This is a genomic window from Amycolatopsis benzoatilytica AK 16/65, from assembly GCF_000383915.1.
GTDB lineage: Bacteria > Actinomycetota > Actinomycetes > Mycobacteriales > Pseudonocardiaceae > Amycolatopsis > Amycolatopsis benzoatilytica.
This window is the reverse complement of the sequence record NZ_KB912942.1, coordinates 1194176-1206618: the sequence shown is the minus strand read 5'-3', so window position 1 is coordinate 1206618 and position 12443 is coordinate 1194176. Positions and strand designations below refer to the sequence as shown.

General features: G+C 66.6%; 16 protein-coding genes. 3 read left to right on the top strand and 13 right to left on the bottom strand.

The window, feature by feature from the left end; translation table 11 throughout:
- Position 1 precedes the first annotated feature (1 nt).
- From AMYBE_RS0105845 to AMYBE_RS0105835, 3 genes are read right to left on the bottom strand one after another with little or no spacing between them, the layout of a single operon-like run.
- The gene (locus tag AMYBE_RS0105845; protein WP_020658411.1) at positions 2 to 853 is read right to left on the bottom strand and encodes a helix-turn-helix domain-containing protein; all 852 of its coding nucleotides are present in this window, start codon (positions 851 to 853) and stop codon (positions 2 to 4) included.
- Positions 850 to 1380, bottom strand: a complete 531-nt coding sequence (locus tag AMYBE_RS0105840) for a DUF6879 family protein (protein ID WP_020658410.1) — start codon at positions 1378 to 1380, stop codon at positions 850 to 852. Before AMYBE_RS0105840 ends, AMYBE_RS0105845 begins: the two co-directional genes overlap by 4 nt.
- On the bottom strand, positions 1377 to 1700 hold the full coding sequence (locus AMYBE_RS0105835) for a hypothetical protein (protein ID WP_027927405.1): 324 nt from the start codon (positions 1698 to 1700) through the stop codon (positions 1377 to 1379). Before AMYBE_RS0105835 ends, AMYBE_RS0105840 begins: the two co-directional genes overlap by 4 nt.
- Before the next feature lie 193 nt (positions 1701 to 1893).
- Between AMYBE_RS0105835 and AMYBE_RS0105830 the strand changes: the two genes are divergently transcribed.
- The 3 genes from AMYBE_RS0105830 (at position 1894) to AMYBE_RS0105815 (ending at position 3092) form a co-directional block, all read left to right on the top strand.
- Positions 1894 to 2139: a hypothetical protein gene (locus tag AMYBE_RS0105830; protein WP_084469875.1), complete on the top strand. Its 246-nt coding sequence runs from the start codon at positions 1894 to 1896 to the stop codon at positions 2137 to 2139.
- Positions 2139 to 2315, top strand: a complete 177-nt coding sequence (locus AMYBE_RS44625) for a hypothetical protein (protein WP_154676129.1) — start codon at positions 2139 to 2141, stop codon at positions 2313 to 2315. The genes AMYBE_RS0105830 and AMYBE_RS44625 overlap by 1 nt, the downstream gene beginning before the upstream one ends.
- Before the next feature lie 393 nt (positions 2316 to 2708).
- Complete coding sequence (locus AMYBE_RS0105815; protein ID WP_020658405.1) at positions 2709 to 3092, top strand: helix-turn-helix domain-containing protein; 384 nt, start codon at positions 2709 to 2711, stop codon at positions 3090 to 3092.
- A 62-nt stretch (positions 3093 to 3154) separates the two neighbouring features.
- Here AMYBE_RS0105815 and AMYBE_RS0105810 read toward each other — a convergent pair whose 3' ends face one another.
- The 10 genes from AMYBE_RS0105810 to AMYBE_RS0105760 all read right to left on the bottom strand — a co-directional run bounded on the left by AMYBE_RS0105810 (position 3155) and on the right by AMYBE_RS0105760 (position 12441).
- A complete protein-coding gene (locus tag AMYBE_RS0105810; RefSeq protein ID WP_020658404.1) occupies positions 3155 to 4063 on the bottom strand; it encodes a glycoside hydrolase domain-containing protein in 909 nt (302 codons plus the stop codon).
- Between the two features lie 14 nt (positions 4064 to 4077).
- Positions 4078 to 4416 (bottom strand): hypothetical protein, encoded by a 339-nt coding sequence (locus AMYBE_RS0105805; protein ID WP_020658403.1) that lies wholly within the window; start codon positions 4414 to 4416, stop codon positions 4078 to 4080.
- Complete coding sequence (locus AMYBE_RS44620) at positions 4413 to 4580, bottom strand: hypothetical protein (RefSeq protein ID WP_020658402.1); 168 nt, start codon at positions 4578 to 4580, stop codon at positions 4413 to 4415. The genes AMYBE_RS0105805 and AMYBE_RS44620 overlap by 4 nt, the downstream gene beginning before the upstream one ends.
- 10 nt (positions 4581 to 4590) lie before the next feature.
- Positions 4591 to 5160 carry a hypothetical protein gene (locus AMYBE_RS0105795; RefSeq protein WP_020658401.1) on the bottom strand — a complete coding sequence of 190 codons (570 nt, stop codon included), beginning with the start codon at positions 5158 to 5160 and terminating at the stop codon, positions 4591 to 4593.
- Between the two features lie 12 nt (positions 5161 to 5172).
- Positions 5173 to 7695 (bottom strand): LamG domain-containing protein, encoded by a 2523-nt coding sequence (locus tag AMYBE_RS40935; protein WP_020658400.1) that lies wholly within the window; start codon positions 7693 to 7695, stop codon positions 5173 to 5175.
- Complete coding sequence (locus tag AMYBE_RS0105785; protein ID WP_020658399.1) at positions 7692 to 10073, bottom strand: phage tail tape measure protein; 2382 nt, start codon at positions 10071 to 10073, stop codon at positions 7692 to 7694. Before AMYBE_RS0105785 ends, AMYBE_RS40935 begins: the two co-directional genes overlap by 4 nt.
- A 9-nt stretch (positions 10074 to 10082) precedes the next feature.
- Positions 10083 to 10511, bottom strand: coding sequence for a phage virion morphogenesis protein (locus tag AMYBE_RS0105780; RefSeq protein ID WP_020658398.1), 429 nt, complete (start codon positions 10509 to 10511; stop codon positions 10083 to 10085).
- A 221-nt stretch (positions 10512 to 10732) separates the two neighbouring features.
- Positions 10733 to 11134: a hypothetical protein gene (locus tag AMYBE_RS0105770; RefSeq protein ID WP_020658396.1), complete on the bottom strand. Its 402-nt coding sequence runs from the start codon at positions 11132 to 11134 to the stop codon at positions 10733 to 10735.
- A gap of 32 nt (positions 11135 to 11166) precedes the next feature.
- Complete coding sequence (locus AMYBE_RS0105765) at positions 11167 to 12180, bottom strand: phage tail tube protein (protein ID WP_020658395.1); 1014 nt, start codon at positions 12178 to 12180, stop codon at positions 11167 to 11169.
- A gap of 3 nt (positions 12181 to 12183) precedes the next feature.
- Positions 12184 to 12441 (bottom strand): hypothetical protein, encoded by a 258-nt coding sequence (locus AMYBE_RS0105760; RefSeq protein WP_154676128.1) that lies wholly within the window; start codon positions 12439 to 12441, stop codon positions 12184 to 12186.
- Between the last annotated feature and the right edge of the window lie 2 nt (positions 12442 to 12443).

The following is a 12443-nucleotide window of genomic DNA, read 5'->3' as shown; positions in this document are numbered from 1 at the left end:
TTCAGGCGAGGTCGCCGAGCACGCGTTGCAGCAGCGTGCGGGCGGCCTCGCCTTCCGCTGCGACCTCCCACATATCCGCGAGGTACCGGCGGTAGAGCCGGACGTCCTCGGGGTCGCGGGTGGTGACCTCGGTGTGCAGCATCTCCGCGATGAGCAGCTCGTCGTCGAACAGCCAGAACCCGTGCAGCAGCACGTACGGCACCTGCACGCCGACCGGGATGATCCCGAGTCGCAAGTTCGGGTTCTGGGTCGCGGCGAGCAGCCGGTCGGCCTGGGCCGCCATCACCGCATCCGACGCGATCGAGTTCCGCAGCGACGCCTCGAAGAACAGGATCTCGATCGTCTTCGTCTCGTCGTAGAGGACGTTCTGCCGCTGCATCCGTGCGGCGACAGCGGCGTCGAGGTCGTCGCCGGCGTCCTTGAGCGCGGCCATGCTCGCGAACATGGCGCGTGCGTAGCCGGGGGTTTGCAGCGGGCCGGGCACGAGAGCGGGCTCGAAGTTGACGATCGTGGCGGCCGCGGCTTCCATTTCGGCGAACGATCGTTGCGCGCTTTCGTGGCCGCCGGTGCGGAGCCGGGCTTTCCAGCGTGCGTCGTCGAGCCGGATCGCGCGCAGTTCCTGGAGCAGGGCGGCGAGGTCGTCGGCGGTGATGCCGACGACCTCGGCCCATGCGCCGAGCTCCGGCTCGGTCGGCAGCTGCTTGCCGCCTTCGATGAGCGACACCTTCGCCGCGCGCCATCCGAGACGTTCGGCGAGTGCCTTGCCGGTGAGCCGTGGCGTGACGGCGACGCGGTGCGTTTTGAGCCGGTCGCCGTATTCGATGCGCCGGTCGCTCAGATTGGATGCGGTCACGGGCTCCTCGTCGTCGGTGCGAACTGCTGGTTGTGCGCGACGGCGACCGGCCACACCCGGTCGCGCCACTGCCGGTGCTCGGCGACGGTATCGGGGTCGTCGGTGACCTCGGCGCCGGAAACGCCGTTGTCGTCGAAGTGGAGGATCGCGACCCGGGCGTCGTCGAAGATGTAGAAGTCGTGGGTCGGCGCGCCGAGCTTGCGGGCGTGCTCCTCGCCGATCCACCGGATGTCTTCGCCTGCCTCGATGTTGAGGGGCGTGAACTCGAACATCCACCTGAGGTACTCGGTGGGCGGGCTGGTCATCATCCGGACCCGCTCGAAGGTCTTGCCTTCGGCGGTTTGCGCGCGGATCTGGTCGAGCCAGGGCTGCATGAACTCGAAGGTCGGGTGTCCGTCGCGCCATGCCTGCAGCGGTTCCCGCTCGACGGGCTCCCGGTAGGTGCCCTGGCATTCCCACCGCCATGCCGAGGACTCGAAGGTGTGGAACAGCGCGGCGAATTCGGCGCCGGGTTTGACCCAGGTCATCGGCGCACCGCGTCGGCCAGCTGGCGCAGCTTGTCCGCCGAGGCCGGGTCGACGACGAACGACGGCCGGTCCTCGTCGGCGAACGCGATCCGTTGCAGCGCTTCGACGTCGACGAACGGCAGCAGCGCGGCCGGGATCTCGACGGCGGACTCGTGGGCGGGGATGCCGTTGCCGCGGGCGCGCATGGTGTCGAGGGCGGCCGGGTCGGTGACGGTGGCGCCCTGGACGACGAGAGTGCCGCGGTCGGTGACGAAGATCGTCGGGCAGCCTCCGCCGCCGGAGCTGGTGCCGATAAACGCCATGCCCTGTGAGTCCGACATCGGGTTCCTCCTTGATCGGGGTTGGGCGTCCATCGTGGCCATGATCTTGCGCAATCTATCACCGGCAAACGGGTGAGATGACAGGGTCGACGCGGAAAATTCCAACAGTGGTTGTACTCCGTTCGAGTGTTGATCTCGAATTTTGCGCAAGATTCCTTGCCTCGGGCAAGTGCTGAGGTCCAGGGTTGACGCCGTGCGGGGATGGCGGAAAGAACGAGTGCTGTGGACGGCCGACACGGCAGGACGGCCGGTCGCGGTCACGACCGGGCTCACGGTCGACAGGCACGGCGACGATGTGGGCGGCCTCGCGATCAACGCTCTCGGCCAAGTATCTGAGGTCGGCCCGTCGGCGGTCCTGATGCTCGACAGCGGTGCCGAACTGGTCTCGAACCTCCGCCTCTCGCTGACCGATCTGCTTGATCTGCGAGGGGGTGCGTGATGGACGATCCGCAGCCGGGCACCTCGGGGAAGCCTGATGCCGAGCCGTTGTCGACGCCACGCCAGTACAGCGAGCCGAGCCCGGACGACGATCTTGAGGTCTGGGTCCAGTACGTGAAGGCGCGCTATCCGAGGAAGGGCCTCACCCCTCCCGGCTTGGTGAGGGGACGGCAGTGACGACTGGCGACACGAAAGCCGCGCCGCAACGCCGGAGCCACGGTTACCGGCGCCGCCATTACGCCGACGACGAGTGCGGCATCAACCCCCTGTATCTGTTCGCGGAATGGCTGCGCCAGGAACCGGGTTTCGCGCGTCCAGCACCGCCTCGGCCACCCACGCGGATCCGACTCGCCTGCAAAGCCTGCGGCGCGACCGCCAAGCACACGGATCGCCGATGCGGCGAGTGCGGCGAAAGCTTCCGTTTGGACATCTAGACAGCCCGGCACCGCGGCGGTAATCCCCCGACACGCCGCGGCACCGGGTGCGCCCCCGCCGGACGGGGCGCGGGGGCGGTGGCCTCTCCCGAAGACCACCGCCCCCATCCACAGACTTGCGACGACGGGACAGCGAATGGCCGACACGCCGGACGAGGCGCGCGCGAAGCGGATCAAACGGAATCGCCGGATGCTCGAATCCTGGCGTTCCGGTGTGTCGATCACCGAGATCGCGCGGGAACACCGACTGTCGCTGAGCTGGACCGGGCGGCTGCTGCGCCAGGAAGGCGCGGTGCTCCCGCAGATCCGCCAGGGGGTCCGGCGTGCTGATCTGCCTGTCGCGGAGATCATCCGCGAGTACGACAAGGGAGCGACGATGCAGGCGTTGGCGGACAAGCACGGCACGTCGTACGGCACCATCCGCCGGCTGCTGATCAAGAACAAGGTGCGGATCCGACCGCACGGCGGCCAAAACGCCATCGAGATCTCGCCGCTGCTGCGTCCGACGCGCCGGACTTAGGCATGGAAAAGCCGCCCCCGTGCCCGTGGACGGACGGGCGCGGGGGCGACGATCTGGGGTGTTCAGGCCGCCGGGGGCGGCGAGGCCGGGGGTGCGCCGGTGATCTGGACGGTGCCGGTGATCTGCATGTGCTGGCCGATCGCGGCGTCGATCATCGCCTGCATCGCTGCCGGGGTGGTGCCCTGGAGCGCGTCAACCTTGGCGTTCAACTGGTCGAGCTTCGCGGCCAGCGCGTTCACAGTCGGGTAGACCGCGTGGGCACCGGCGTCGCCGCCGCCGAAGAACCCGGCGAGATATTCGTTGACCTCGGCGTCGCCGGCCTCGACCGGGCTGCCGTCCGGGCGCTTGCCGATCGCGTAGGCCCAGACGGCGGCCGCGATTTCCTGTGCGGTGGGCATGGTGGTGACCTCCTGGTACTGCTCGTTGATATCGACCTGGACGCCGCCCACTACGGCGGTTCCGTCGTTGCGCTGCCACCACGTCACGCCGTCCCACAGCAGGGATTCGCTGCCACACTGCCACAGGAACTCGGACAGCCCAGCGTCGTGGATGGCGTGCGTGAACTCGGAGAAGCCATAGCCGCCCACCGGCCCGGACCAGCCTGCGCCTTTGGCAGTGTTCCAGAAATCGCGCTGGTATCCGGTCGCGGTCACGACTTGGCCGGCGGTCAGATGTTCGTCCGCGGCGGCGCAGATCAGCAGTGTGTTCGGTGCGCCGACGTGCGCGAGGTCGGCCATGATGTCGCGCGCGTGCTGCGCGCCCGCTCCGCTCGAGATGTCGTCGGCGACGTTCTCGTACACGGCGACGACCTGCAATCCGTGCGCGACATAATCGGCGTACACGGCAGCGGTGATGTTCTTGGCGCGGCCCGGGGTGCCCGCGTAGACGAACACGCCGACGTAGCCCTCGGCGACGAGGGCCGCGCCGGACGGGTGCCCGGACGCGTCGGCCCAGCGACCGATGCTTTGCATGAGGTTCCTCCGGGTCAGTGGTGGGCGATGAGCTGAACGATGAGCGCACCGATGGAGGCGACGAACCCAGCGGCGCCCGCGGCGATCGCGCCCTTGATCGCGACGCGCATGCTCGACGCGTGCGAGGCAGCCGCGGCGCGGTCGGCGACCTTCTCCGCCTTGAGCTCGCGGATGTCCCGTTCTGCGGTCACGAGGCGTTCCCCTTGCGCCGCCAGCGTTTGCCCTTGGCCGTCGAGCTTGTCGTCCATGTGCCGCACCTGCTCGCCGAGGCCGTCGACGGACTTCTCGACGCGGCCGATCGCGCGCAGGATCTCGCCGCCGGTCGGCTGCTCGGGCAGCGCTGGGGTGGTCATTCGCCCTCCACGAAATCGCGCAGCTTCTCGGTCAGCTGGTTGCGGAAATGCCGCCGCAACAGCATGTGGTGGACGGTGAGCACGGGGACCGTCCACACGACCTGGGCGATGATGTTCGGCCACCACGCGTCGAACGGAGGGAACAGATGCTGCCAGAGAGTCATTGCTCGCCTCCTATGTGGACGGTGACAGAAACGCGGCACCGAGATAGCTGCCGCCGAAGTCGGTTTGGAGCGTCAAGCTCCCGCCGCCCGTGGATTGGTACAGGGACAGGAAAACCGTCGCGTTCGCAGCAAGGTTCACGATCAAGCCCATCTGCGGAGTCGGGCCGGTGAACCCGCTCGGCCCGGGGCCGAAGATGCTCGTCGACTTCGAGTTGCTGAAGCTGGTGCCGTTGATCAGGATGTTTCCCGCGACACCGCCAGTCGAGAAGCTGGGGCATCTGATCTGCCCGAAAATCCAGTACACGCCCGCATGCTGGATCGTCAGCTGGCTTGCCTGCGACGCGCTCCACATGTTGTCGGTGTTGATCACGGCTTGACCGAAGGTGACGTTCGTGTAGACCGCGTTCCCGCAGGATTGGGTGGTGGTGGCCTGCGCGATCACCATCGGCCGCTGGGTGGTGAACCCGGCGTTGCCGTAGTTGTAGAGGTTGGTCAGGTTCGATCCCAGCGCGTTCAGGTCGGCGGCATGGACTACCTGGCCGTCCGTGAACGTCGGGATCGCGGGAGTTGGGATGCCCACGATGCTCCGTCCTTAGTAGACACAAACCGTCGTGCTGCCGAGCACGCTTTTCACGCTGTCGCCCAGAATCCAAGCCTGGGAGATCCACACCGGGGACAACTCGTAATCCGCCGTCCACGTCGACGCGTCGCCCGCCGCGTGATGGTCGATCTTCTCGACGTAGTAGTCCCCGGACACCGTCACGCCCGCGCTCGTGCGCCGCTTCACCGTGATGCGGTCGTCAAGGTCGATCGACAGCACCGCGTCCCACAGCGCCGGATTCGCGACCGGGTCGAGCGTCATCTTCGTGATCCGCGGCGGCACGTTCGTTCCCGGCGCACCGGCCGGTTTCGCGTACCGCTGCACGTAGAACTGCGCGGCCTGCTGCGCGTCCCAATCGTTTTGGGTTTGCAGCGTGAGCGACAGGATCCGTTGCCCGTACGCGGCTTGGCTCGTCGCGTTCACGACGGGCGCGAGCTGGGTGCCGCTCCCGCCAGAGGTGATGTTCGCCTGGCTGTAGACGTACGTCGGGTCGTAGTCGTACTCGACGTTGAGGTACGGCAGCTCGCCCGCGGCCGTGTTCTCGCCGAACGTGTACCGCGACGCGGCGGACCGGCTGTAGGTGTACCTGGTCTCGCGCGAGTCCTGGTGCACGACGCCTGCGGCGTCGGCCCAGGTGGCGCCGTTCTCGGTCTGCGCGATCTCCTGCAACACGTCCAGCAGGAAGCGCCCGTTGTAGCCGAAATCCGGGGCCATCTTCGTTTTGCCGTAGTCCCAGAAGATGTTGCTGCTGGACCAGTATTGGGCCAGCAGGCGTTGCGCCCGGCTGCCGGACAGCTCGCCGAGGTAGCCGATGCCGCGCTGGTAGTGGTTCGACAGCTGGGCGTTCGACAAGGCTGCGGGATAGCAGGCGAGGTTCGCGACCGCGAACTCCGTGACCGGGTTGGTCCAGTAGGTTTGCGCGTCGAGGTAGAAGTTGTTCAGCTGCACCGACCCTGACGGGCTGATCGATGCGTATCCGCCGATCACGTTGTCGACCACGGCATTCAGCTGGTTGCTTCCCGTCAGCCTGATCACCAGGTAGTGCCATTGCCCGTCCGGGAAACCGTTCCATCCGGGAAGGCCGCCGTTCGGGTTGTTGCCGTTCGGGTCGTAGTAGTACCACCCGAGGTCGCCGCCGACGAAGCTCAACCAGCCGATCCCATAGGTCGGCCCGAACGGTTTCGTTTTCAGGTTCTCGCCCGGCGTCAACGCCGCGGCACCGAAGTACGGCATCCCCGACGACGACTTGAGCCAGCATTCGATGGTGAACGCTTGCGGGTTCATCGCGAGCTGTCCTTGCACCGTCCCCTGGTTGGTGATCATGCTGGTGTAGTTGGTGTTGTTGTTCAGGTTCTGCTGAAGCAGCGACACCGCTTCGCTCCCGTCGAGGAACGTGTCGCCGGCGAAGTTGACCTGCCCGTCGGTGCCGAGCGCCGTGTAGCCGAGGAACGGCTGCCCGCCCTGCGGCAGCTGCACGGCCTGCGGCGACGACTTGTCGTTGTACGGGATCACCAGGTTGGGGCTGTCCGCGGCGATCGTGGCCGCGTACGACTGGCTGATCGCGGTGCGGGACATCGGGCTCAATGCGTCGACGCACTCGAGCGGCTTCAGGCCGCGGAAGCCGGCCATGTCCCAGCGTTGCGGATAACGCTCGATGTAGCCGGTGTACAGGTTGTACCAAGTGGGGCCGCTGACGGTGAACGGCGAGGCGGTCGAGCTCAGTTCGAGCTGGACCGCGTCGACGTACACCGTCGCGGGGAAGCTGCCGCCGGTCATCTTGAAGCCGCACACGCCGAGCGCGCCGGACGGGACGCCGGTCATCACCAGGCGCGTCCACACACCCGACGTCGAGGTCGACGCCGACGCGATGGTCGTGCCGAGCGCGCCGGGGTAGTTCGCGAACACCGCCTGCACAGTCGCCCCGGCCGGGAGGTACACGTACGCGGACATCGTGTAGGTCTGGCCGGGGACGGTGCGGAACCCGAACCCGGGAAAATCGGTGCTGCCGGTGAAGGTGATCGCGAGCGAGTGCGTGCCGTCCCACGCCTGCGCCGTCGACTGCGCGAGCGTCGGCGAGCCCGAGAGGGTGCCGACGAACCCGATGCCGGACTCGAAGCTGCAATAGTACGGGCTCGAATTGAGCCAGGTCCCGGCGATGTTGGCGGAGTTTCCGGAGTTCAGCAGGTTCCCGGCTAGCGAGCGTGTCGTCGGGTTCCAGAACGCTCCGATTTGGACACACCGGTACGGCAGCAAGCTATTGCCGCCGCTGTTCCACGGCGACGACGCGTTGACCGGGTTCAGCCACTCCGATCCGTCGACCATGTCCAGCGACGCCGTGCCCGCCTGGAACACGTCCAGCTCGTACTGACGGCCGCGTGACGTCGACCAGGCGCGCACGGTCGTCCCGGGGCCCGGCCCGGGCGTCATCAGCGCTACCTGCGAGTTGCCGGGCGTGTTCGGCGGCCCGGCGGTGAAGTCCGCGTTGATCGTCATCAGCGGGTATACGCGGCTCACGACGCGCTCACCGCCAGACCGTTCGAGCTGTTGCGGAGGTTGTAGCGGAGGATCCCGGTTTGCAGCCACGTTTGCATGTCACGCGAGTTCATCTGGATCACGATCTGCTGCGTCCCGCCGGCACCGCCGCCGACCGCGCCGCCAGCGGAGATCGAGAACGCGCCGTTGATCGCGGTGTGCCCGATGCCGGTGGTGAAGTCGTTGATGAAGCCCTGGACGCGTTTGCCTCCCGAAAGCAGCCCCTCGTGGAATCCGTCCATGATCGCGTTTCCGTGCGGGATCAGAAGTTTCCGGTCGTAGTCGATCGGACCTTTGTGGTCGGAGATCCATTTCCCGATTCCGCCGAAGAAGTTCGTGATCCCGCTCCACACGGACTTGAGGCCGTTCCACAAGCCTTCGAGGATTGCTTTACCGGCGTTCCACAGCCAGGTTCCGGCACCCTTGAAAATTCCGGTGATGAACGACCAGACGCCGCCGAGGATTCCCTTGATGCCGTCCCAGATCCCGGAGAACACTTCCTTCACGCCGTTCCAGGCGCGCTTCCAGTCTCCGGAGAAAATCCCGACGACGAAATCAATGATTCCCTTGATCACTTTTATGATCCCGGAAACCACGCCGCTGATGATCTGCCACGCGGATTTGAACACCGTCGTGATGATGTCCCACGCGAACTTGAACGTGGAGCTGATGACGTCCCACGCGTCCTTGAAGAACGCCTTCAGCGGATCCCACGCCGCCTTGAATCCGGCCACGAAACCGGCGAAAAGAGCCTGCAGCACTTTCCAGAACGGTTCCCAGAAATCCTTGAGACCGTTCAGGACGTGTTCGATGATTTGTTGGATATCCGGCCAGATGCCGCGCGTCCAGTCGACGAGCGCATGCCAGAATCGGACAATCGGCTGCACGACATTGGTGTTGATCCATTGTCCGATCGGGCGCAGGAAAGCCAGCAACGCGTCCCACGCGCGGATGACAGGGTCGATCACTTCGCGCTTCACCCAGCCCGCGAACGGACCGAGCGCTTTCTTGATCTGATCCCAGTGCGTGATGATCTCGTAGACGACGAGCGCGACGATCGAGGCAAGCAAGCCGATCGGGTTCGACTTGATCGCCGCGCCGATCCCCTCCAGCGCATCGATTGCCGATTTCGCGAGTGCGCGGAACCCCGAGGCGATCAACGGCAGCACCATCGCGCCGATCGCGAACAGCACCTCTTTGTGCGCGCCGAGCCACTTCACCGAACCCATGAACCAGTCGGCCATCTTCGACAGGACCGGCAGCAGCACCTGCCCGATCTCGATCGCCCACACCTGGAACTGCGCGCCGACCTCGTTCATCTTCTGCTTGAACGTGTTCTGCGCGTTCGCCCAGTCGTCCTGCTGCTGCTTCGCCCGCTCCCCGACCGAACCCATCTCCTGGTACTTGCCCTTGAGCTTGTCGATCTCGCCGACGAGCGTTTCGATCGTGGACGCGGATTTCGCGCCACCAAAGGACTTGCTGATGATCTGGCCTTGCTCGACGGCGGTCTTGCCCGAGTTTTCGAGGTGGGACTTGAGATCCTCCATCGCGACCAGCAGGCCGTCCGGCTTCGCCAGGTCCCGCGCCAGCTGCCCCTGCTCGATGCCGATAGAGGCTAGTGCTTTCGTCGCCGGGCCGGACTGGTTTTGCAGCAACGCCACCGCGGTCCGCAGGTGGTTCGCCGCGACCTCCGCAGGCATCGAGTTGTCGGTCAGCACCGTGATCGACGCACCGAAGTCCCGCATCCCCAGCTGCGCCTCTTTGAACGCCGGGAGCACGCCGGTGCCGATCGCCTGGGCAAGGTCCTGCATGTGCATGTCGCCGGTGCCGACGATCGTGTTGAGGTAGGCGACGCCGTCCGCGGCGTCCTTCACGTCCTTCATCGCCACGGACATCACGCCGGACATCGCGTAGGTGACCGAGTCGAAATCGGCCATGCCCAGCGCGGCCTCCTGCGCGCTGGCCTTGAGCACGTCGAGGGCAGCCTGCCCGCGCAGACCGGTGGACTCGACGTGATACAGGCCCTCGGCGAGCTTCTCCGGCCCGATCCCGACCGTCGGCGCGAGGTCGAGGACGGCCTGCTTCATCTTGTCGACTTCGCCCTGCCCGGCGTGCGCCTGGGTGGCGATGAGCTCCATCGTCGATTGGAAGCTGGTCGCCATCTTCACCGACTCGACGCCGACCGCGACCGCGCCGGCCGCCAGCCCGAGCAGCGCAGTCTTTCCGAGGGCGCCCATTTTCCCGGCCGTGCCCTCGACGCCGGCCATCTCGCCCTTGGCCTCGCCCATCTTCGCGGAGAAGTCCGCGATGTTGCCCATGAGCACGGCGACGACGGGCGGCAGGAGGCTACCGGCGGCCATGGTTCCTCCTCACCATTTCGACCAGGCTTCTTTGAACAGGCTGTCGAGTTCGGTCGCGGATTTCGTGACCGCGGGCCGCATGTACGGGCGCGGCGGGAGCCGACTGTGTCCGGCCATGCCGCCGAGCTCCTGGATGCGCCCGTACACCGCGGTCGGGCCGATCGACGCCGAAAACCCGGCACTGGACGTGGGTTTCGGACCCTGCACGATCACCGACCGGCGCAGCGTCCCGGACACGAGCGCCGGGGGCTGGCCGGCCATGGACGGTGTCGGTGTGCCGCGTTTGTGGCTGGCCTTGGTGAGTTCTTCTTTCGCCTTGCCCTCGATGACGTGCGCGCCCTTGGCGACCGCGGTCGAGGTAGCGGCGACCTGTCGGGCTATAGAGCCCTCGATCGCGGCCTTGAACTCGGAGACGCCGAGGAAATGGAACTCAGCCACCGCTCACCCCCGGAACGCTTGCTTCTGTTCCTCGGAGCGGATTTCCTCCGCCATCGCGGTCACAGCCGGGATGCGGGCGTACAGGTAGGCGGGGATCTCGTCCACGACTTGGGGCGGCCACCCGAACCGGTCGGCCCACCACCAGTAGTCCGATGCCTCGTCCCACCGGGTTTGTTCCCCGGGCCGCGGCGCCTTGACCGGGTTCCCCGCGAGCTTCGCTCTTACGCGCTCGCGGGCTCGGTAGGGGAATCCGGGTCCTCGTAGTCGCTGGGATCGGTGTTGCGCGGCATCAGCGCCTCTTGCGCCGGTTTCACCAGTTCCATCAGCAGCCCGTAGTCCGGGCCCGTCAGCTCGTCGATCAGGGAGAGGTCGAGCTTCGGCATCAGCCAGGGTCGGCCGTCCTCAGTCTCGTACGGGATCTGCCAATCGGTGACGAGCATGGCGATGAGGTGGTCGGTCGACTCGACCCCGGCGGCGGCGACCGCTTCGCCGTCCTCCTCGTCGACGTTCTTGACCGCGGCACCCATTTTCGCCATGAATGCCTTGGTGTCGCGGGCTTTCAGCGACTCGGGGTCGCGGAGGGTCACTGTGCCGCCGGAGGGCAGCTTGTAGCGAGTCGTCATTGAATCCGTCCCTTCAACTGCTGACCGGCCGGTCAGACGTACGTGCCGGCGGCGATCGCGTTGGTGAGCGTCGCCTTCAGCGGCGAGAACCCGCCGCTGGTGCCGGCGTTGGTGGTGTTGGCGACCGCATCGAACGTGGTCTGGTAGGCGATCGCGCTCTTCCCGCTGTCGTATTTGGCGGTGACGAACGCGCCCTGCTGGACATCCACCTGGCACTGCACCTGCGCGGCACCGGTCAATCCGTTGCTGACGATCAGTTGCAACTGCGGCTGGGTGTTGTTGACCATGTTCAGGTACGGGGTTTCGTCCTTCGCGATGAAGTTCAGCTTCCCGCTGGCGGACACGGCACCGCGCTGGATGATGTACGGGGTCTGCGCGTTCTGGGTGGTGAACACCGGCTCTACGACACGCTTGATCGCGATCTCGCCGTCGGTCACGTTGAGCGCGAGAGTGCCGCCGGTGGCGGGGCCGCCGACGCCGAGCTGCCCGCGCCAGGACGCGATCGGCGTCACGGTCGACGGCGCGCTCGTCGGCGTCGCCGCGGCGATGATCGAGGGCCAGCACGAGCCCTTCGCGTCGTAGGTGAACAGCTGCGACTCCGCGTTCCACTTCAGCGTGAGTTCCGACAGGCACGCGCCCGGCCACTGCCGGGTGCCGGTGCTCGCGGTGGTTCCGGTGTACTGCGTGAACGTGTGCGACGTCGGCTGCCCGTTGCCGGAGTTCAGCGTCGAGAACGCGTGCGTGAACGGCGCGCTGGCACCCGTGGTGGTGAGGTCGCCGAGGATGTTGCCGAGCAGCCAACCGAGCGTATCCCCGAAAACCGGGCCGGAGAACGAGAAATCGGTCTTGATGACACCGGCCTGCTTCCCGTACGACTCGACCATGCTGCCGCGCATCGCCTTGTCGTCGAGGAACACGGGCTTGTCCTCGAAGTCGAGCTTCTCGACGGGGATCGTCGCGGTCATCGCGACAGCGGTCCCCTGCTGCGTTTCCTTGGCGACGCCGAGGAACTGCTTGTAGCTGGTGAACGTGGCTGGAGTAGGCACCGGTCACTCCTCGGTGTGCTGGGCCACGGCGTCCGCCGGGGCTTCGGTGGTCGTGGTCGCGTCGGCGGGCGGCTCGTTCTCGTGCTGCTCGTCGTTGCTGCCGTTGTCCGGGGCCTTGTTCTCTTCGCCAGGCGCGACCGGCGTCCAATGCCCGTCGTCGGGCGGCTCGGGCCAGTCGACGACGTCGCCGTCGGAAACGACGAGAGCCCGGTCCACGTAGACCCGCTCCTCGCCGCTGTAGCGGTATTCCACAGTGGACACCT

Excerpts from the sequence above, each read along its gene's own strand:
- AMYBE_RS0105815 (WP_020658405.1), top strand. The coding sequence starts at position 2,709 with ATGGCCGACACGCCGGACGAGGCGCGCGCGAAGCGGATCAAACGGAAT.
- AMYBE_RS0105805 (WP_020658403.1), bottom strand. The coding sequence starts at position 4,416 with ATGACCACCCCAGCGCTGCCCGAGCAGCCGACCGGCGGCGAGATCCTG.
- AMYBE_RS0105770 (WP_020658396.1), bottom strand. The coding sequence starts at position 11,134 with ATGACGACTCGCTACAAGCTGCCCTCCGGCGGCACAGTGACCCTCCGC.
- AMYBE_RS0105840 (WP_020658410.1), bottom strand. The coding sequence starts at position 1,380 with ATGACCTGGGTCAAACCCGGCGCCGAATTCGCCGCGCTGTTCCACACC.
- AMYBE_RS44620 (WP_020658402.1), bottom strand. The coding sequence starts at position 4,580 with ATGACTCTCTGGCAGCATCTGTTCCCTCCGTTCGACGCGTGGTGGCCG.
- AMYBE_RS0105835 (WP_027927405.1), bottom strand. The coding sequence starts at position 1,700 with ATGTCGGACTCACAGGGCATGGCGTTTATCGGCACCAGCTCCGGCGGC.
- AMYBE_RS44625 (WP_154676129.1), top strand. The coding sequence starts at position 2,139 with ATGGACGATCCGCAGCCGGGCACCTCGGGGAAGCCTGATGCCGAGCCG.
- AMYBE_RS0105810 (WP_020658404.1), bottom strand. The coding sequence starts at position 4,063 with ATGCAAAGCATCGGTCGCTGGGCCGACGCGTCCGGGCACCCGTCCGGC.
- AMYBE_RS0105785 (WP_020658399.1), bottom strand. The coding sequence starts at position 10,073 with ATGGCCGCCGGTAGCCTCCTGCCGCCCGTCGTCGCCGTGCTCATGGGC.